Origin of the sequence: Pseudomonas saponiphila (genome assembly GCF_900105185.1) — a bacterium.
Taxonomy (GTDB): Bacteria; Pseudomonadota; Gammaproteobacteria; order Pseudomonadales; family Pseudomonadaceae; genus Aquipseudomonas; species Aquipseudomonas saponiphila.
Genome location: NZ_FNTJ01000002.1, coordinates 611,263 through 631,289 on the forward strand (window position 1 = coordinate 611,263; position 20,027 = coordinate 631,289).

General features: G+C 63.5%; 16 protein-coding genes. 6 read left to right on the top strand and 10 right to left on the bottom strand.

Annotated features, from left to right (window positions below; all coding sequences use genetic code 11):
- The first annotated feature begins 40 nt into the window (after positions 1 to 40).
- The 4 genes from BLV47_RS24710 to lpdA all read left to right on the top strand — a co-directional run bounded on the left by BLV47_RS24710 (position 41) and on the right by lpdA (position 6,812).
- On the top strand, positions 41 to 2,302 hold the full coding sequence (locus BLV47_RS24710; protein WP_092318596.1) for a TonB-dependent receptor: 2,262 nt from the start codon (positions 41 to 43) through the stop codon (positions 2,300 to 2,302).
- Positions 2,303 to 2,444: 142 nt separating this feature from the next.
- Complete coding sequence (locus tag BLV47_RS24715; RefSeq protein ID WP_092318598.1) at positions 2,445 to 3,779, top strand: LLM class flavin-dependent oxidoreductase; 1,335 nt, start codon at positions 2,445 to 2,447, stop codon at positions 3,777 to 3,779.
- A gap of 134 nt (positions 3,780 to 3,913) precedes the next feature.
- Positions 3,914 to 4,951 carry an L-glyceraldehyde 3-phosphate reductase gene (gene mgrA / locus BLV47_RS24720; protein ID WP_092318600.1) on the top strand — a complete coding sequence of 346 codons (1,038 nt, stop codon included), beginning with the start codon at positions 3,914 to 3,916 and terminating at the stop codon, positions 4,949 to 4,951.
- A 406-nt stretch (positions 4,952 to 5,357) separates the two neighbouring features.
- Positions 5,358 to 6,812 carry a dihydrolipoyl dehydrogenase gene (lpdA, locus tag BLV47_RS24725; RefSeq protein WP_092318601.1) on the top strand — a complete coding sequence of 485 codons (1,455 nt, stop codon included), beginning with the start codon at positions 5,358 to 5,360 and terminating at the stop codon, positions 6,810 to 6,812.
- Between the two features lie 60 nt (positions 6,813 to 6,872).
- On the opposite strand, the gene tauD is transcribed toward lpdA, so the two are convergent.
- The 7 genes from tauD to BLV47_RS24760 all read right to left on the bottom strand — a co-directional run bounded on the left by tauD (position 6,873) and on the right by BLV47_RS24760 (position 15,169).
- Positions 6,873 to 7,712 carry a taurine dioxygenase gene (gene tauD / locus BLV47_RS24730; protein ID WP_092320564.1) on the bottom strand — a complete coding sequence of 280 codons (840 nt, stop codon included), beginning with the start codon at positions 7,710 to 7,712 and terminating at the stop codon, positions 6,873 to 6,875.
- 139 nt (positions 7,713 to 7,851) lie between these two features.
- A complete protein-coding gene (tauC, locus tag BLV47_RS24735) occupies positions 7,852 to 8,691 on the bottom strand; it encodes a taurine ABC transporter permease TauC (protein ID WP_092318603.1) in 840 nt (279 codons plus the stop codon).
- Positions 8,688 to 9,482, bottom strand: a complete 795-nt coding sequence (tauB, locus tag BLV47_RS24740; RefSeq protein ID WP_092318605.1) for a taurine ABC transporter ATP-binding subunit — start codon at positions 9,480 to 9,482, stop codon at positions 8,688 to 8,690. Before tauB ends, tauC begins: the two co-directional genes overlap by 4 nt.
- Before the next feature lie 27 nt (positions 9,483 to 9,509).
- Entirely contained in the window at positions 9,510 to 10,487 is a 978-nt protein-coding gene (gene tauA / locus BLV47_RS24745; RefSeq protein WP_092318607.1) for a taurine ABC transporter substrate-binding protein, read from the bottom strand.
- Positions 10,488 to 10,661: 174 nt separating this feature from the next.
- A complete protein-coding gene (gene gshA, locus BLV47_RS24750; protein ID WP_092318609.1) occupies positions 10,662 to 12,245 on the bottom strand; it encodes a glutamate--cysteine ligase in 1,584 nt (527 codons plus the stop codon).
- Between the two features lie 216 nt (positions 12,246 to 12,461).
- Entirely contained in the window at positions 12,462 to 12,845 is a 384-nt protein-coding gene (locus BLV47_RS24755; RefSeq protein ID WP_011058654.1) for a PaaI family thioesterase, read from the bottom strand.
- The gene (locus BLV47_RS24760; RefSeq protein ID WP_092318611.1) at positions 12,845 to 15,169 is read right to left on the bottom strand and encodes a Tex family protein; all 2,325 of its coding nucleotides are present in this window, start codon (positions 15,167 to 15,169) and stop codon (positions 12,845 to 12,847) included. The genes BLV47_RS24755 and BLV47_RS24760 overlap by 1 nt, the downstream gene beginning before the upstream one ends.
- A 360-nt stretch (positions 15,170 to 15,529) precedes the next feature.
- On the opposite strand from BLV47_RS24760, the gene ompR reads away from it, so the two are divergent.
- Positions 15,530 to 16,270 carry an osmolarity response regulator transcription factor OmpR gene (gene ompR / locus BLV47_RS24765; protein ID WP_092318613.1) on the top strand — a complete coding sequence of 247 codons (741 nt, stop codon included), beginning with the start codon at positions 15,530 to 15,532 and terminating at the stop codon, positions 16,268 to 16,270.
- 105 nt (positions 16,271 to 16,375) lie between these two features.
- Entirely contained in the window at positions 16,376 to 17,689 is a 1,314-nt protein-coding gene (locus tag BLV47_RS24770) for an ATP-binding protein (RefSeq protein WP_092318615.1), read from the top strand.
- A gap of 86 nt (positions 17,690 to 17,775) precedes the next feature.
- Here the strand turns inward: BLV47_RS24770 and rimK are convergent, their stop codons facing one another.
- The 3 genes from rimK to rimA are packed head-to-tail and all read right to left on the bottom strand — an operon-like array spanning position 17,776 to position 19,957.
- Entirely contained in the window at positions 17,776 to 18,681 is a 906-nt protein-coding gene (gene rimK / locus BLV47_RS24775) for a 30S ribosomal protein S6--L-glutamate ligase (RefSeq protein ID WP_007931744.1), read from the bottom strand.
- On the bottom strand, positions 18,678 to 19,160 hold the full coding sequence (rimB, locus tag BLV47_RS24780; RefSeq protein WP_007931742.1) for a retropepsin-like aspartic endopeptidase RimB: 483 nt from the start codon (positions 19,158 to 19,160) through the stop codon (positions 18,678 to 18,680). The genes rimK and rimB overlap by 4 nt, the downstream gene beginning before the upstream one ends.
- Positions 19,161 to 19,177: 17 nt before the next feature.
- Positions 19,178 to 19,957 (bottom strand): S6 modification regulatory phosphodiesterase RimA, encoded by a 780-nt coding sequence (rimA, locus tag BLV47_RS24785; RefSeq protein ID WP_092318617.1) that lies wholly within the window; start codon positions 19,955 to 19,957, stop codon positions 19,178 to 19,180.
- Positions 19,958 to 20,027 lie beyond the last annotated feature (70 nt).

Consider the following 20,027-nt stretch of genomic DNA (forward strand, 5'->3'; position numbering starts at 1 on the left):
AGATCGGCAGCGGTTCGGGGCATTTTCCAGCAGGTGCAGCATGCAGAATTTTCTTGGGGAGCAGCACAGACTCGCGCGGTCGATCCGTGGCACCACTTCATCTCGGCCGCATCTGGGCTGGTTGCTGGCGGGGCTGGCGGCCCTGCCGTTGCCCGCGGCCCATGCCGCCGTCGACGGCGGAGTTGGCGCACAGGATCAGGAGCCGACGCTGAAGTCGGTGACCGTCACCGCCACCCGCCGCGAAGAGTCGCTGCAGAAGGTGCCGGTGGCGGTTTCAGTGGTGGATGGCGAGCAGTTGGAGCGGGACAACCGCAACGGCGTGGCGAGCATCGTGCAGCAGGTGCCGTCGCTGAATTTCCGTACCGGGGCGTCGAACAAGGACACCTCGCTGTTCATCCGTGGCGTGGGGACTATTTCCACCTCGCCGGGCGTCGAACCGACGGTGGCCACCGTGATCGACGGCGTGGTCTACGGGCGGCCCGGACAGGCCACCCTGGATCTGCTGGACCTGGAGCGCATCGAGGTGCTGCGGGGTCCCCAGGGCACCCTGTTCGGCAAGAACGCTTCGGCCGGGGTGCTGAATATCGTGACCAAGGCGCCTTCCGCCGAGACGCACGGTTACATCGATCAGTCCTACTACAGCGGCAACGAAAGCCGTACCCGTTTCGGTATTGGCGGCAGCCTGATTCCCGACACCCTCAAGGGTTCGGTCACCGCCTTGTTCGGCAGTTACGACGGCAATGTGGACAACCTGCACAACGGCCAGGAGGTCAACGGCTACAACCGCAAGGGCGTGCGCGGCAAGCTGGAGTTCACTCCCAGCGAGGATCTCAAGTTCACCCTGGCCGCGGACTACATGCAGGCCCACGACGACGCACCCAATGGCGTGGTGAGCAAGGCCCTGACCCCGGCCTTCGCCAATGCCCTGAACCCGGTCCGGGCCAGCAGCGACAACCGCGACATCAACACCGATACCCGCACCCACGTGGACGACATCAACAAGGGCCTGTCCGGCCAGCTGGACTGGAACCTCGGCGATTACACCCTGACATCCATCACCGCCTGGCGTGGCTGGAACAACACCCAGTATCAGGATGGCGACCGTCTTGGCACGGTCACCGCGGCGTTTCCCGGGACCGCCGACAAGGGCGACCTGGACTACAACCAGTACTCGCAGGAGCTGCGCCTGGCCTCACCCAAGGGGCAGTTCCTGGAGTACGTCGGCGGCCTGTTCTACATGCACGGCAAGGACGAGGAAACCTACCGGCGCACCCTGACCACCACCACCAGCGTCAACCGTGGCGTCGCCGATTACAGCACCACCAACGACAGCTACGCCGTGTTTGGCGAGAGCACCCTGAACTTCACCGGGGACTTTCGTGGTATCGCCGGTTTGCGCTGGACCCACGATGACCTGAAATACGACCACCGGCGGGTGTCGACTTCACCCACCACGGTCAGCGGGATCCAGCCGGGCACCCAGAGTTCCGGCTCGGTGGATGAGGACGGCTGGTCCGGTCGCCTGGGCCTGCAATACGACCTCAGCGACACGGTCACCAGCTACCTGACCTATTCCCGCGGCTACAAGGGCCCGGCCTACAACGTGTTCTTCAACATGCAGCCGCGGGACACCGGCGCGCTGAAACCCGAAACCTCCAATACCTGGGAGGCGGGGATCAAGGCCAGCACCTGGAACAATCGTCTGACCACCAACCTCGCGGTGTTCCACAGCGAGTACGACAACTACCAGGCCAACTTCTTCGACACCGTGGCCGGGCAGGTGGTGACCCGCCTGATCAATGCCGGCAGCGTCAGCAGCGAGGGTGTCGAGCTGGATTACGCCTTGCAGGCCACCCAGCAACTGAAGCTCTCCGGAGCCCTGGCCTACACCCGGGCGCGGATCGACGAATTCGCCTGCCCGGCGGGGGCGGCGGCCTCCTGCAACGTCAATGGCAAGCCGTTGCCCTTCAGCCCGGATTGGAAAAGCTATGTGCGGGCCGACTACAGCATTCCCCTGGACAACGGCCTGGATATCGAACTGGGCACCGACTACAGCTGGCAAAGCGAAGTGCAGTACGACATCAGCCAGAACCTCGACACCAAGCAAGGCGCCTACGGCATCTGGAACGCCAGCATTGCCCTGGCCGACTACAACGATGGCTGGCGCGTGGCGTTGCTGGGCAAGAACCTGGCTGACAAGTCCTATTCGCCGCTATTGGCCAGTGGCGGCAACTACATCTATCGCGCGGTGCCCCGGGATGACGAACGTTATTTCGGCGTACAGCTGCGCAAGGACTTCTGATGCCTGCCCGACTGTAGGAGCCGGCTTGCTGGTGAAGGGGGCTGCGAGATGGGCGTAGGTCTTGCGATTGCTTTCGCTGGCAAGCCAGCTCCTACGGCGGGTGTTGGGGTGTTCCTTTTGCAGCATGAACCAGGAGTGATCCATGTCTCGTTCCACTCGCCAGCTCAAGCTCGGCGCTTTTCTCATGGCCACCGGTCATCACGTTGCCGCCTGGCGGCATCCGCAGGTTCCGGCCCAGGCAGGGCTGGATTTTGCGGTCTATAAAGAACTGGCGCAGATCGCCGAAGCCGCGCGCTTCGATGCGCTGTTCGTCGCCGACAGCCTGGCAGCGCCTACCGGCGTCATTGCCAGCCGCATGGCGCGCTCCGATTACTTCGAGCCCTTGACTTTGCTATCGGCCCTGGCCGCCGTGACCGAGCGGATAGGGCTTATTGCCACTACTACTACGAGCTATAACGTACCGTACCACGTAGCACGTAAATTCGCTTCGCTGGACCATCTTTCAGGAGGCAGGGCGGGGTGGAACCTGGTGACGTCGGACAATGCCGCCGAAGCGCAGAATTTTGCTCGGGATGAGCATTTCGGGCACGCCGAACGGTATCGCAGAGCCCGGGAGTTCTATCAGGTGGTCACCGGGCTCTGGGACAGTTGGGAGGACGACGCCTTCGTCCGGAACAAGGCCAGTGGCGAGTATTTCGACCCGAAAAAGCAGCATTTACTGGATCATCGCGGCGAATTCTTCCAGGTCAAAGGGCCCTTGAATGTGCCGCGCCCACTGCAGGGTTACCCGGTGATCGTGCAGGCCGGCTCCTCGGAAAGTGGCCGCGACCTGGCGGCGCAGACGGCCGAGGTGGTGTTCACCGCGCAACCGTCCCTGGCCGCTGCACAAGTCTTTTATGGGGACCTGAAAGGGCGTCTCAAGCAGTACGGTCGTAGTACGGAATCGCTGAAAATCATGCCCGGGGTGTTCGTGGTGGTGGGCGACAGCGAAAGTCAGGCACGGGAGAAATTCGAATCGTTCCAGGCACTGGTGGAGCCCGAAGTGGGGGTGGCCCTGCTCGGACGCATGCTGGGCAATTTCGATTTGTCCGGTTTTCCGCTGGATGGGCCTTTGCCGCCATTGCCGCTGACCGAAAGTGGGCAGCAAAGTCGTCAGCAGTTGCTCACCGAACTGGCCGGTAAGGACAACCTGACTCTGGCCCAACTGGGGCGCAAGATTGCCGGCGGCCGTGGGCACTACAGCCTGATCGGCACGCCGGCGCAGATTGCCGACGAGCTGCAGGCCTGGTTCGAGGAGGGCGCCGCCGATGGTTTCAATGTGCTGGTGCCGCATCTGCCGGGTGGCCTACGGGATTTTGCCGACGGGGTGATCCCGGAACTGCGGCGGCGCGGACTGTTCAGAACTGAATATGAAGGCCGCACGTTGCGGGAAAACCTGGGGCTGGCACGGCCCAAGAATCAGTTTGCGTCACTGTAGGAACTGGCTTGCCAGGGAAGGTGCTGGTGAGGGCGGTGCGCGGCTTGAAGGTCTGTTCGCCGGCAAGCCGACTCCTGCGGGGCGTGTTTATCGACGTTAGTTGTTTTGCAAAGACCTGACCCAGAGAGGATTCGATGACCTACATAGCTGCCGAAAACCGTTACGACTCCATCCCCTATCGCCGTGTCGGCCGCAGTGGATTGGTGCTGCCAGCGCTGTCCCTGGGGCTTTGGCACAACTTTGGCGACAGCACGCCAATCGATACCCAGCGGGCCTTGCTGCGCACCGCCTTTGACCTGGGAATCAACCACTTCGATCTGGCCAACAACTACGGCCCGCCCTACGGCAGCGCCGAGATCAATTTCGGTCGTCTGCTGCGGGAGGACTTCAAGGCCTATCGAGATGAGCTGATCATCTCCAGCAAGGCCGGCTGGGACATGTGGCCCGGGCCTTACGGGCAGGGCGGCGGTTCGCGCAAGTATGTGCTGGCCAGCCTCGATCAGAGCCTGCAGCGCCTGGGTCTGGATTATGTGGATATCTTTTATTCCCACCGCTTCGACCCTGATACGCCGCTGGAGGAAACCGCCAGCGCCCTGGCCACCGCGGTGCAGCAGGGCAAGGCCTTGTACATCGGCATTTCCTCCTATTCCGGGGCGAAGACCCGGGAAATCGCCGCCTTGTTGAAGGAATGGAAGGTACCGCTGCTGATCCATCAGCCGGCTTACAACATGCTCAATCGCTGGGTGGAGAAGGACCTGCTGGAGACCACCGATGAGCTGGGCGTGGGGGTGATCGCCTTTACTCCGCTGGCCCAGGGGCTGCTCACCGATAAATACCTCAATGGCATTCCCGAGGATGCGCGGGTCAATCGTCCGGGCGGCGGCTCGCTGCAGGCTTCGCACCTGTCAGAGGCCAACCTGGCCCATGTGCGGGCTCTCAACGAGATCGCCAGGAACCGCGGCCAGAGCCTGGCGCAACTGGCCCTGGCCTGGACCCTGCGCGATCCACGGGTGACTTCGGCCTTGATCGGTGCCAGTCGTCCCGAGCAGATCGTCGAGAACGTCGGGGCCTTGCAGAACCTGAGTTTCAGTGTGGAGGAGCTGGCGCAGATCGATCATTTCGCCAAGGAGGGGCGGATCAACCTGTGGGAAAAACCCTCGCTGGCGCAATAGCGGCGTTGGCGGACGGCAATTCATCCAGCCCCCGGCAGAGTGATCTGCCGGGGGCTGTTGCTCTGGTGCTTCAAAGCTTGCTTTGCGCAGGTTGGGTGGGGGCTTTGCTCGGGCCATGACATTGGCTTTGTATTGAAAATATTATGAATATAATATTAGTATGTCGATCGAAATTCCAAAGGCAGATGTCTGCCACGGCTGCAAGCTCGACAGCCCATCTCGACCGAGGTCTTTAGCCGGTCCGTGATCGGTAGCAGCGCAGATGACGACCCTTCGCGATCAGGGCCTGCCGCGGGTGCGTGGCGTAGACCGGTAACCAGATCGTGGCGCCTGGGCTGTTCGCCGCGCCGTCACTCATGGCCACGGTGGCTGTGGCCGAATTCGTTTGCATGAAGGACGACAACCTATGAATGAGCAATACGATGTGATCGTGATCGGCGCGGGTCCTGGCGGCTATGTCGCGGCGATCCGGGCGGCGCAGTTGGGATTGAAGACGGTCTGTATCGAGCGCTACAAGGGCAAGGACGGCAAGACTGCCCTGGGTGGCACCTGCCTCAATGTCGGCTGCATTCCTTCCAAGGCGCTGCTGGACAGCTCCCATCACTATGATGAAGCGCGCAACCGCTTTGCCGTGCACGGCATTGGCATCAGCAACCCGCAGATCGATGTGCCGGCCATGCTGGCGCGCAAGGACAACGTGGTGCGCAATTTCAACGCTGGCATCGCCTCATTGTTCAAGGCCAATGGCGTGGCCCTGCTGGAAGGTCACGGCAAGCTGCTGGCCAACAAGCAAGTGCAAGTCACCGCGGCCGATGGCAGCACCCAGCGCATCAGCGCCACCAGCATCATCCTCGCCCCCGGCTCACGGCCCATCGATATTGCCGCAGCGCCGCTGACCGACCCAGTGATTGTCGACTCCACCGGAGCCCTGGAATTCACCCGCGTGCCCCAGCGCCTCGGCGTGATTGGCGCCGGTGTCATCGGCCTGGAACTGGGCTCGGTCTGGGCCCGCCTGGGCGCCGAAGTGACGGTGCTCGAAGCCCTCGACAGCTTCCTGCCGGCAGTGGACGTACAGATTGCCAAGGAGGCGCAGAAGATCCTCGGCAAGCAAGGCCTGGATATCCGCCTGGGGGCCCGGGTGACGGCCTGCGAAGTGCAGGGCGACAGCGTCACGGTCAGCCTCAGCGAAGGCGGCGAGGACAAGCAGCAGACCTTCGATCGCCTGATCGTCGCCGTGGGGCGTCGGCCCCTGACCGCCGACCTGTTGGCTCCCGACAGCGGCGTGCAACTGGATGAGCGCGGCTTCATCCACGTCGATGGCCAGTGCCTGACCAGCGTGCCTGGGGTGTTCGCCATTGGCGACGTGGTGCGCGGCCCGATGCTGGCGCACAAGGCGTCGGAGGAAGGGGTGATGGTCGCCGAGAGCCTTGCCGGGCATCAGCATCCGCTCAATTACCCGCTGATTCCGTCAGTGATCTATACCCATCCGGAAATCGCCTGGGTCGGCCAGACCGAACAGGCCCTCAAGGCTCAGGGCATCGAGTTGAACATCGGCACCTTCCCGTTCTCCGCCAGCAGCCGCGCCATGGCCGCCAACGACACCGCCGGGCTGGTCAAGGTGATTGCCGACGCCGCCACCGACCGGGTGCTTGGGGTGCATGTGATCGGGCCGGGCGCTGCGGAACTGGTCCAGCAAGGTGCAATCGGCATGGAGTTCGGCACCAGCGCCGAAGACCTGGGGATGATGGTGTTCTCCCACCCGACCCTGTCCGAAGCCCTGCATGAGGCGGCGTTGGCGGTGAATGGCCAGGCGATTCATATCGGCAATCGCAAGAAAAAAGCGCCTGCCAGCGTCAAATAGCCTGCTGTCCCCGGCTTCGCTCATCCAGCGCGGCCGGGGTCTGCAGCATCTCCCCGCGTTTCAGCGAAAGAACGGCACATCCCCAAGAATGGTCGCGCGGTGCATGACTCGGCGCTGGGGACGGTAGTCGTCCACGGCATAGTGCTGGGTTACGCGGTTGTCCCAGAAGGCCACGTCGTTTTCCTGCCAGCGCCAGCGAATGGTGAATTCCGGGCGGGTGGCGTGGGCGAACAGCAGCTTGAGGATGGCCTCGCTTTCGCTCTCGGACAGTTCGTTGATGCGGGTGGTGAAGCCGTCGTTGACGAACAGCGACTGGCGCCCGCTCACCGGGTGGGTGCGGATCACCGGGTGCGACAGCGGCGGATTCTTGCGCCGGGTTTCCTCCCAGCGCGCCAGGTCTTCTGGGGTGTTGCCGAAGCGCTCCAGAGGGAAGGACTTGATGAATTCGTGGGTCGCGGTCAGGCCCTGCAACAGGCGCTTCAGCGGCTCGGACAAGGCCTCGTAGGCAGCGATGCCGCTGGCCCACAGGGTATCGCCGCCGAACGCCGGCAACTGCTTGGCGCTGAGCACCGCGCCCAGGGCCGGAGTTGGCAGGAAGGTCACGTCGGTGTGCCAGATGGCGTTGTCGCGCACGTCGGTTTCGGCGGTGTCGAGAATCAGCACTTCCGGCTGCTCTGGCACATTGGGGTAGATCGGGTGAATGTGCAGGTCACCGAAGTGGGCGGCGAAGCGCGCCTGCTGCTGTGGGGTAAGCGGCTGGTCGCGGAAGAACAGCACCTGATGGTTGAGCAGCGCCTGCTCGATGGCGTCGCGCTGTTCGACGCTGAGCGGCTGGCTGATGTCGACGCCGCTGATCTGGGCGCCGAGGGCGGAGCTTAAGGGGGTAATGGTCAGGCTCATGGTCATTCTCGTATTCGCTGTGTGCAGGAGCCGGGCGGCGTTCCGCTCGCTGGCGCAGGCCGCCGAGAGGATGGTCCGAGGCTTGAGGGCCTTTTCGCTGGCAAGCCAGCTCCTACGCAGGAGAGGGGATCCGTTGTGGTCAGTGGGATTGGCCGTGCCAGGGCACCAGCTTGCGTTGCAGGGCGCGCAGGCCCATCTCCATGGCAAAGGCGATCAGGGCAATCACCAATATCCCCAGCACCACCACATCGGTGACCAGGAACTGCGCGGCGGATTGCACCATGAAACCCAGGCCGCTGGTGGCGGCAATCAGCTCCGCCGCCACCAGGGTCGACCAGCCCACGCCCAGGCCGATGCGCACGCCGGTGAGAATGTCCGGCAGGGCGCTGGGCAGGATCACGTGGCGAATCAACTGCGCACGGGTGGCGCCCAAGGACTGCGCGGCGCGCAGCTTGGCCGGGTCGACGGTGCGCACGCCGGTGGCGGTGGCGATGGCAATCGGGGCGAAGATCGCCAGGTAGATCAGCAGCACCTTGGACAGCTCGCCGATACCGCACCAGATGACGATCAGCGGCAGGTAGGCCAGGGGCGGAATCGGCCGGTAGAACTCGATCAACGGGTCGAGCACGCCGCGGGCAACGCGGTTGGCGCCGATGGCGATGCCCACCGGAATGGCCGTCAGCACGGCAAAGCCCAGGGCCAGGCCGATGCGTTCAAGGCTCGCCGCCAGGTGCTGCCAGAGGGTGGAATCCATGTAGCCGCTGGTGGCCAGCAACCAGCCTTTTTGCAGCACGGCGGCCGGTGGTGGCAGGAACAGCGGTTCGATCAGGCCGCTGGCGGTGACCGCCCACCACAGGGCCAGCAAGGTGACCAGGGTCAGGACGCTGATCCAGCGGGTGCTCAGGCTGCGGCGCACGGCTTGTGGTGCTTTCGGGTTGGCGTCGCGGGTCGCAGTGGCGGGAATCTCGTAGCTGCTCATGGGCGCTCCTGTTGCTGGGTGGCGCTGCGTTGGGAGAACACCCGGGACAGCACATGTTCGCGGGTTTCGATGAACAGCGGGTCGGACTTGATCGCCCGGGCCGACTCGCCGGCGGCGTAGCGCTGGCCGAAGTCCAGGTTCAGGCGTTCGACGATCTGTCCCGGGTTGGGCGCCAGGAGGATCAGGTCGGTGGCGAGGAATACCGCTTCCTCGATGTCGTGGGTAATCAGGAACACCGGCTTGGCGGTGCGCCGCCAGACTTGCAGCAACAGCTCCTGCATCTGCTCGCGGGTGAAGGCATCCAGGGCGCCGAAGGGTTCGTCCATCAGCAGCACTCGCGGGTCGGCGGCCAGGGCGCGGGCCAGGCCCACGCGCTGTTTCTGTCCACCGGAAAGCTGCCAGATACGGCGTTGGTCGAAGCCGGCCAGGTCCACCAGGGCGAGCATTTCCCGCGCCTTTGCTTCACGCAGTTCGCGGGCGACGCCGGCCAGTTGCAGGCCGAAGGCAACGTTGCCCAGCACATCCTGCCAGGGCAGCAGGGCATCGTCCTGGAACACCACGCCGCGCTCGGCGCTGGGGCCCTTGACCGGCACGCCGTCGAGGCTGATGCGCCCGGCGCTGGGGTCGACGAAGCCGGCAATCAGGTTCAGCAGCGAGGTCTTGCCGCTGCCGGAGGGACCCAGGGCGACCAGCAGTTGCTGTGGCCCCAGGGTCAGGGAAATATCCGCCAGCACCGGTTCGGCGGCGCCGGGGTACTGTGCGCTGATGCGCTCCAGTTGTAGCAAGGCCATGACGGCTATCTCCTGTCCGGTCGCGGGTTATTCAGGGATGAACTTGGCGCTGACGTAGGGGGCGTAGTCCGGCAGCACCGCTTCGACCTTGCCTTGCTCCTTGAGGAACACTGCGGTGTCGGTGATGGCCTTGGTGGTCGGGGCGCCGAGGCTGACCACCTGATCGGCGGCCAACGGGTAGACGTTGCCTTGCAGCAGCAGCGGGATATCGCTGGCCTTGGCCCCGGAGAGCTTCACCAGCTTGTCGACGTTGCCCTGGTTGGCGAGCCAGGCTTGTGGATCCTTGCGGTATTGGGCGTAGGCATCCAGGGTCACCTTGGCGAAGGCGGTGACGATCTCCGGGTGCTTCTCGGCGAAGTCCTTGCGCACGATCCAGGCGTCGAAGGTCGGCGCGCCGAACTTGGCCAGCTCGCCGGAGGTGATCAGCACCTTGCCGTTTTCCTTGGCCACGCCCAGGGCCGGGTCCCAGACGTAGGTGGCATCGATATCACCGCGCTTCCAGGCGGCGATGATCGCCGGTGGCGCGAGGTTGAGAATCTGTACTTTCGACGGGTCGATGTTCCAGTGCTTCAACGCCGCCAGCAGGCTGTAGTGGCCGGTGGAAACGAACGGCACGGCGACCTTCTTGCCGATCAGGTCCTGAGGGCTGTTGATCCCGGAACCGTCACGGGCTACCAGGGCTTCGGCGGCGCCGATCTGGGTGGCGATGAGGAAGGTCTGCACCGGCACCTTGCGGGTGATGGCGGCGGTCAGCGGGCTGGAGCCCAGGTAGCCGATCTGCACATCGCCGGAGGCGATGGCGGCGATGACGTCGGCACCGTTATCGAATTTGCGCCAGTTGATCTTGGCCTGGGTGGCTTTTTCGTAGCTGCCGTCGGCCTGGGCGACCTTGGCCGGGTCGACGGTGGTCTGGTAGGCGACGGTGACGTCGGCGGCCTGGGCAAAGAAACTCGCGGCAGCCAGGGACGCGGCCGCCAGGAGGCGAAGGGGGAAGTGCAGTTTCATGGGGGTGCTCCTCATAGGCGACCGGTGATCGGCGTGTGAGGAGACTAAATGATCTAAGAATGCAGAAATAAATAACTTATTTGCATTAGCTTATGAGGGGAATATGCAGCGAGCTGTTCGCCAGCAAGCCGGCTCCTACGGGATGGCTGTAGGAGCCGGCTTGCCGGCGAGGCGTCAGTTGCTGATGGCCAGGATGCTGGCCTGGTAGGCGCCGACGAACACGTCGAAATCACCCACTTCGTTCTGTTCCAGCTCGGTCTGCTGTTCCAGGGATTTGCGCGCCGCGTCTTCGAAGGCGGCTTGTTCTTCCTTGGCCAGGGGCTGGTTGCGGAAGTACTCGGCATGCACCTGGCTCTGGCGCAGGGAGAACTGGCTGAAGCTCTCCTTGTGCTCGCTCATGGCCGCCAGCACCTGGGCCGACGGGGTCAGGGACGAATCCTTGACCTTGGCCCGCTGGGCGTCCAGCGCCTTGCTGTGCACATCGCTGCCGTGGCTCTGGTCGAGCAGGGCGGCCAGTGGCGCGATCTGCTCCAGCAGTTCGGTGGCCCACTCCTTCATTTCCACCGGCTGGCCCTGGCGTTGCAGTTGCAGGCCCGGACGCCGGCCTTCCTTGACCACGGCGAGGAAGTTCGAGGTGGCATTGCCGCACTCGTTGTTCTCGAACAGCGGGCTTTCGTTGAGCGCGCAATACAAGAGGAAGGCGTCGAGGAAGCGGGCTTCCTGAATGTCGATCCCCAGGGGCAGGAACGGGTTGATGTCCAGGCAACGGGCTTCGACGTACTGGATGCCTCGGGCCATCAGCGCCTGGATCGGCCGCTCGCCGGTGTAGGTCACGCGCTTGGGGCGGATGTTGGAGTAGTACTCGTTTTCGATCTGCAGGATGTTGGTGTTCAGTTGCACCCACTCGCCATCCTTGTGGGTGCCGACCGCCACGTAGGGCGCGTAGGGCGTGGCCACGGCCTTGCGCAGGCTGTCGGTGTAGCTGTTCAGGTCGTTGTAGCAAGGGGTCAGGCCGGCCTGGGCCTTGCTCTGGTAGCCCAGGTCGCTCATGCGCAGGCTGGTGGCGTAGGGCAGGTACAGGGTTTCGGCGTCCAGTTGTTCCAACTGGTGCGAGCGGCCGCGCAGGAAACCCGCGTCCAGGGCCGGCGAGGCGCCGAACAGGTACATCAGCAGCCAGCTGTAGCGGCGGAAATTGCGGATCAGGGCGATATAGGCCGAGGACTGGTAGTCACGGTCGCTGCCGACGAAGCCTTCGGCTTCCTTGAGCAGGGGCCACAACTGTTCCGGCAGGGAAAAGTTGTAGTGGATCCCGGCAATGCACTGCATGGTCTTGCCGTAGCGCAGGGCCAGGCCCTTGCGGTACACGTACTTGAGCTGGCCGATGTTGGAGGTGCCGTAGTAGGCGATCGGGATGTCTTCCTCGGCCGGCAACGGGCACGGCATCGATGGACTCCACAGGTACTCGTTGCCGAGCTTGCTGTAGGCGAAGCGATGAATCTTGTCGAGGCTGGCCAGGGTATCCGCCGGGTCCGCGAGGGCCGGGGTGATGAACTCAAGCAGCGACTCGGAATAGTCGGTGGTGATCTGTTCGTTGGTCAGCGCGGAACCCAGTTCTTCCGGGTGCGGGGTCTGTGCCAGGCGGCCTTCGCCGGTGACACGCAGGCATTCACGTTCGATACCGTGCAGGCACTGCTCGAGCAGGGAGAGGTTAGCGCGCTCGCCGAGCAGAGCCAGGCGGCGGTTGAGAAGTTCGCTCAAGTTGGATTCCTTCACGCGTCAGTCGCCCCAATATGGGGGTGGGCAGGACGGTCTACAAGGGTGAAGTTAAAACTGGCGTTTTCGCCTGGTTTTTGAGTCAAGCCGACTCGCCTGAAAACGCCAACACTCCATCCTTGAATCTGGCTTCAGCGCAGGCAAGAAAATTCCGACGCCGCTTTCGCAGCGCCGAAATTAACCCAAATTCATGACGGGGAGCTATAGGACCGCGAAGGTGCCTTGTGCTTTAGCGACCAGTTTGTCGCCCTGGATCACGTCCGCTTCGACCACCAGGGTGCGGCGGCCAGGGTGGATCACCTTGGCCCGGCACAGCACCTCGCCCTCGGCCACCGCGCGGATGTAGTTGATCTTGCACTCGATGGTGGCGCTCTGCTGGTCAAAGCCGTGGGTGCTGGAACAGGCCAGCCCCATGGCAATGTCCACCAGGCTGAAGATCGCCCCGCCGTGCAGCTTTTGCCCGCGATTGCGCAACTGCGGGGTCAGCTCCAGGGCGACGTCCGCCTCGCCGGTTTCCAGGCGTTGCAGACGGCAGCCGAGCAATTGGCTGAAGGCGCTTTCGGTCAGGCCGGCAGGGATTTGCATCAGCGCTTCTTCAACTGCTTGGCATTGGCGAACAGCGAGGCCATGGCGTTGTTGCTCGGGGCGGCTGCGGTGGTTTCCTTGCGTGGCGCATTGCCTTGGGAGGAGCGCGGCGCCGAGCCTGGGCGGGAGCCGCGAGCACCGTCGATCTTCTCGCCCGGGGTGTCGCTCATGCGCATCGACAGGCCCACGCGTTTACGCGGGATGTCGACTTCCATGACCTTGACCTTGACCACGTCGCCGGCCTTAACCGCTTCACGCGGGTCCTTGATGAACTTCTCCGACAGCGCCGAGATGTGCACCAGGCCATCCTGATGCACGCCGATGTCGACGAAGGCGCCGAAGTTGGTGACGTTGGTCACCACGCCTTCGAGGATCATCCCCAGTTGCAGGTCCTTGAGGTCTTCGACGCCGTCCTGGAACTCGGCGGTCTTGAACTCCGGACGCGGGTCGCGGCCCGGCTTGTCCAGTTCCTGGAGGATGTCGGTGACGGTGGGCAGGCCGAAGGTTTCGTCGGTGAATTTCTTCGGATCCAGGCGCTTGAGGAAGCCGCTGTCGCCGATCAGCGAGCGAATGTCGCGGCCGGTGTCGGCGGCGATGCGCTGTACCAGCGGGTAGGCTTCCGGGTGCACCGCCGAGGCGTCCAGCGGGTTGTCGCCGTTCATCACCCGCAGGAAGCCGGCGGCCTGTTCGAAGGTCTTTTCACCCAGGCGGGCGACCTTTTTCAGCGCGGCGCGGGTCTTGAATGCACCGTGTTCGTCGCGGTGGCTGACGATGTTCTGCGCCAGGGTCGCGTTGAGGCCGGAGATCCGCGCCAACAGGGCCACGGAAGCGGTGTTGACGTCAACGCCGACGGCGTTCACGCAGTCTTCCACCACAGCGTCCAGGCCGCGGGCCAGTTTCAGCTGCGAGACGTCGTGCTGGTACTGGCCGACACCGATGGATTTCGGATCGATCTTCACCAGTTCCGCCAGTGGGTCCTGCAGGCGGCGGGCGATGGACACCGCGCCACGGATCGACACGTCCAGGTCCGGGAATTCCTTGGCCGCCAGTTCCGAGGCCGAGTACACCGATGCACCGGCTTCGGAAACCATGACCTTGGTCATCTTCATCGCGGGGTATTTCTTGATCAGCTCGGCGGCCAGCTTGTCGGTCTCGCGGCTGGCGGTGCCGTTGCCGATGGCGATCAGGTCCACCGAGTGCTTGGCGCACAGCGCGGCCAGGATGCCCAGGGTCTGGTCCCACTTGTTGTGCGGTACGTGGGGGTAGACGGTGGCGTGGTCCAGCAGCTTGCCGGTGGCATCCACCACCGCCACCTTGCAGCCGGTGCGCAGGCCCGGGTCCAGGCCCAGGGTGGCGCGCGGGCCGGCCGGAGCGGCCAGCAGCAGGTCGTGCAGGTTGTGGGCGAAGACGTTGATCGCCTCGGTTTCCGCGTTGTCGCGCAGCTCGCCCAGCAGGTCGGTTTCCAGGTGGGTGTAGAGCTTGACCTTCCAGGTCCAGCGCACCACTTCGCCGAGCCATTTGTCGGCAGGGCGGTTCTGGTTCTGGATGCCCACGTGCTGGCCGATCATGCCTTCGCAGGGGTGCATGGTGCCCGGCAGCTCGTCACCGACTTTCAGCGCGGAGCTGAGAATGCCTTCGTTGCGGCCGCGGAAAATTGCCAGGGCACGGTGCGACGGCATGCTTTTCAGTGGTTCATCGTGTTCGAAGTAGTCGCGGAACTTGGCGCCTTCTTCTTCCTTGCCGGCGACCACGCGGGCGCTGAGGGTGGCTTCCTGTTTGAGGAAGTTGCGCAGCTTGTCCAGCAAACCGGCGTCTTCGGCGAAGCGTTCCATGAGGATGTACTTGGCGCCTTCCAGCGCCGCCTTGACGTCGGCTACGCCCTTCTCGGCGTTGACGAAGCGCGCGGCTTCGGCTTCCGGAGCCAGGTTGGGGTCGTTGAACAGGCCGTCCGCCAGTTCGCCGAGGCCGGCTTCCAGGGCGATCTGGCCCTTGGTGCGGCGCTTCTGTTTATAAGGCAGGTAAAGGTCTTCGAGGCGGGTCTTGGTGTCGGCCAGTTTGATGTCGCGGGCCAATTCCGGGGTCAGCTTGCCCTGCTCTTCGATGCTGGCCAGGATGCTGATCCGCCGTTCGTCGAGTTCTCGCAGATAGCGCAGGCGCTCTTCCAGATGACGCAGTTGGGTGTCATCGAGGCTGCCAGTGACTTCTTTCCGGTAGCGGGCGATGAAGGGCACGGTGGAGCCTTCATCCAATAGAGCGACGGCCGCTTCGACCTGTTGTGGGCGTACACCGAGTTCCTCGGCAATGCGGCTGTTGATGCTGTCCATAAAACCACCTGACAAATTGTGAAAGCAGGCCCGCGGGCACGAAAGTTGAGGCCCGGAGGGTCTGGTTGAGCGGCCTGGCACGCGCCGCCACCTGGATCAAAAGGCTGGCTGTTGACCCGTGAAATCGAAAAAATACTGCCGGCCGAGGTAAAAAAATAATCCGGCCGAAGGCGTACTGATCAGATATTGCCCAACACAAAAGGCGGCGCATTATACCCAGCGTTAGCGGTTGCGGGGTGATCGCCGGCCTCAGGCCGACAGCGGGTTTGCTGGCGATAGAGGAAAAATCTGCTAACAATGCACACGGTGCGTATAACGGCAGCTACGCCATAATGCGCACCGAGATTAGAGGAGCATCCAATGAGCAGCACTGCACAAACTGCTGAAGGCGAAAAAATTCTTATTGTTGACGATGACCCGGGGCTGAGCAGCCTGCTGGAGCGTTTCTTCGTCAGCAAGGGCTACCGTGCCCGCGCTGTACCGAACACCGAGCAAATGGACCGTCTGCTGGGTCGCGAAGTGTTCAACCTGGTGGTCCTCGACCTGATGCTGCCTGGCGAAGACGGCCTGACCGCTTGCCGCCGCCTGCGCAGCGCCAACAACCAGATCCCGATCATCATGCTCACCGCCAAGGGCGACGAACTGAGCCGCATCAAGGGCCTGGAACTGGGCGCCGACGATTACCTGGCCAAGCCGTTCAACCCTGACGAGCTGATGGCGCGGGTCAAGGCCGTGCTGCGTCGTCAGTCGGCTCCGGTGCCGGGTGCGCCGGGCAGCGAAGACGAAAGCGTGAGCTTCGGTGACTACGAACTGTCCCTGGCCACCCGCGAGCTCAAGCGCGGCGATGAAGTGCACATGCTCACCACCGGTGAGTTCGCGGTGCTCAAGGCCCTGGTGATGAACGCTCGTCAGCCGCTGACCCGCGACAAGCTGATGAACCTGGCCCGTGGCCGCGAGTGGGACGCCCTGGAGCGTTCCATCGACGTGCAGATTTCCCGCCTGCGGCGGATGATCGAGCCCGACCCTTCCAAGCCGCGCTACATCCAGACCGTCTGGGGCGTGGGTTATGTCTTCGTGCCGGATGGCACCGCGACCAAGTGATAAGTGATTTGTAGGAGCGAACGCCCGGGCCGGCAACGACCCGGGCGTTCGCATTCCGCAACTGTGCGAGCGCGAGCCGCTCCTGCAAAGTGTGTAGTGGCTGTTATGAAAACCCCGCTGTGGTTCCCCCAGAGTTTCTTCTCCCGCACCCTGTGGCTGGTGCTGATCGTGGTGCTGTTTTCCAAGGCATTGACCCTGGTTTATCTGTTGATGAACGAGGACGTGCTGGTGGACCGGCAGTACAGCCACGGCGTGGCCCTGACCCTGCGCGCCTACTGGGCCGCCGACGAATCCAACCGCGACCAGATCGCCGAGGCCGCCGGCCTGATCAAGGTGGTGGGTAGCGGCGTGCCGGCCGGCGAGCAGCACTGGCCCTACAGTGAGATCTACCAGCGGCAGATGCAGGCCGAGCTGGGCGCCGACACCGAAGTGCGCCTGCGCATGCATGCGCCGCCGGCGCTCTGGGTACGGGCCCCGAGCCTGGGGGATGGCTGGCTCAAGGTGCCGCTGTATCCGCACCCGCTGCGGGGGCAGAAGATCTGGAGCGTGCTGGGCTGGTTCCTGGCCATTGGCCTCTTGTCCACCGCCTCGGCGTGGATCTTCGTCAGCCAGCTCAACCAACCGCTCAAGCGCCTGGTCTACGCCGCCCGGCAACTGGGCCAGGGGCGCAGTGTGCGCCTGCCGATCAGTGATACACCGAGCGAGATGACCGAGGTCTATCGCGCCTTCAACCAGATGGCCGAGGACGTGGAACAGGCGGGGCGCGAACGCGAGCTGATGCTGGCGGGTGTGTCCCACGACCTGCGCACGCCACTGACCCGCTTGCGCCTGTCGCTGGAGCTGATGGGCGCGCACACCGACCTGACCGACGACATGGTCCGGGATATCGAGGACATGGATGCGATCCTCGACCAGTTCCTGGCGTTTATCCGCGACGGCCGCGACGAGTCGGTGGAAGAGGTGGACTTGAGCGATCTGGTGCGCGAAGTGGCCGCGCCCTACAACCAGAACCAGGAGCGGGTGCACCTGCGCCTGGAGCCGATCCAGCCGTTCCCGCTGCGTCGGGTATCGATGAAGCGCCTGCTCAACAACCTGATCGGCAACGCCTTGAATCACGCTGGGACGGATGTCGAGGTGGCGGCCTATGTGTCCGGAGACACCAAGGCGCCGTATGTGGTGCTGAGCGTGATGGACCGCGGCGCGGGGATCGACCCTTCGGAACTGGAAGCGATCTTCAACCCCTTCACCCGTGGCGACCGTGCCCGGGGTGGCAAGGGCACCGGCCTGGGCTTGGCCATCGTCAAGCGGATTGCCGCCTTGCATGGCGGCAACGTCGAACTGCGCAACCGTCCCGATGGCGGCCTGGAAGTGCGGGTGCGCCTGCCGCTGGGGCTGCTGCTGCCGCGCGATGCAGACTAAAAGCAGCTGCAAGTTTCCAGCTTCAAGCGACAAGTGAGGCTCAGCGCTTCTACTTGCCGCTTGCAGCTGGAAACTTGCCGCTGCTTTTAACCTTTGCCTTTGGTGCGGGTCATGTTCGGGCCGCCGTTCTTTTCGATGTGCTCGATGATGATTCCGGCGACGTTCTTGCCGGTGGTGGTCTCGATGCCTTCCAGGCCCGGGGAGGAATTGACTTCCATCACCAGCGGCCCGTGATTGGAGCGCAGGATGTCCACCCCCGCCACGCTCAGGCCCATGACCTTGGCTGCCCGCAGCGCGGTCATGCGTTCTTCCGGGGTGATCTTGATCAGGCTGGCGCTGCCGCCGCGATGCAGGTTGGAGCGGAACTCCCCCGGCTTGGCCTGGCGTTTCATCGCCGCAATTACCTTGTCGCCCACCACGAAGCAGCGAATGTCGGCGCCGCCGGCTTCCTTGATGTATTCCTGGACCATGATGTTCTGCTTCAGGCCCATGAAGGCCTCGATCACCGACTCTGCTGCCGTGGCCGTTTCACAGAGCACCACGCCGATGCCCTGGGTGCCTTCCAGCACTTTGATCACCAGGGGCGCGCCGTTGACCATCTCGATCAGGTCGGGAATGTCGTCCGGCGAGTGGGCAAAGCCGGTCACCGGCAGGCCGATGCCGCGCCGCGACAACAGTTGCAGCGAACGCAACTTGTCCCGGGAACGGGCGATGGCTACCGACTCGTTGAGGGGGAAGACCCCCATCATTTCGAACTGGCGCAGCACCGCGCAGCCGTAGAAAGTCACCGAGGCGCCAATCCGCGGGATCACCGCATCGAAGCCTTCCAGGGGCTTGCCGCGGTAGTGGATCTGCGGCTTGTGGCTGGCGATGTTCATGTAGGCGCGCAGGGTATCGACCACTACCATTTCATGGCCACGCTCGGTGCCGGCCTCGACCAGACGACGAGTGGAATACAGACGCGGGTTACGCGACAGCACAGCGATCTTCATGCAACACCTGTGGCAGAGGTAGTGGATACCGGGAACACCGGTTTGTCTTGTACGTATTTGATGCCCGGATTGACCACCAGCTGGCCGTCGATCAGGGCCTTGGAGCCCAGCAGCAGGCGATAGCGCATGGCCTTGCGGCAGGCGAGGGTAAATTCCACCCGCCACACGCGATCGCCCAGGGCCAGGGTGGTGCTGATGACATAGCGCACCTGGGCCTGGCCGTTGGAGCTTTTAATGGTCTTCATCGCCACCAGCGGTGCTTCGCAACGCCGGTGCCGCAACTGCACCACACTGCCCAGGTGGGCATTGAAACGCACCCACTGCTCACCGTCGCGCTCGAACGGCTCGATCTCGGTTGCATGCAGGCTGGAGGTACTGGCTCCGGTGTCGATCTTGGCACGCAGGCCGGCCACTCCCAGATCAGGAAGCGCCACCCACTCGCGCAGACCGACAACGGTCAAATGGTCAAAAGTCTTCAAATAGGGGAAATCCGCAATTAGCTTTTCCAGGCCGCGGCCGAAACCTCGGCCAGGGCTTTGAATGCAGGTTTGGCGAACCAGTAACCCTGCATCAGGTAAATTCCACAGTCGCTGAGAAAGTCTCGTTCACCGGCGCTTTCAATGCCTTCGGCAATGACTGTAACCCCCAACTCCGCACAGATTGTGACAATCCCGCGGATGATCGCCTGGCGTACGCGATCCTGGTCGACATCGCGAATCAGCGCCATGTCGAGCTTGATCAGGTCGGGTTGGAAATTCGCCAGCAAGTTCAGCCCCGAGTATCCCGCGCCGAAGTCATCGATGGCGGTCTTGAAGCCGAATTCGCGGTATTCACGCAGAATATGGGTCAAATGGCGACTGTTATCTACGTGCTGGCTTTCCAGGGTTTCGAAAATCAGCCGGTCCAGGGGAAAGTGCTGGGCCCGGGCGGCTTCCAGGGTGCTGCGGATGCACAGTTCCGGACGGTAAACGGCGTTGGGCATGAAGTTGATCGACAGGTGGCTGCGCATCCCCAACTGCGCCGCCGTGGTGATGGCCAGGGTTCGGCAGCGTTGGTCGAAGCGATAGCGGTTGCTGTCGTCGACCTGGTTCAGCACGGTGTTGGCGCCTTCGCCATTGACCCCGCGCACCAGGGCCTCATGGGCAAAGATCGAGCGGTCGCGCAGATCGACTATGGGTTGATAGGCGAAGGAAAAATCGAAGCCCAGTGGCGGGCTTTTCTGGCAGCCTTCGCAGCGGTTGCCCGGCGAGGTCAGGGATGTGGGGAAATCAGTCACGGGGACTCCTCGCGTATCAGGGCGCAACCTGGGTTACTTTAGTTGAGCGGCAGGGTATATGAGAGCCCGG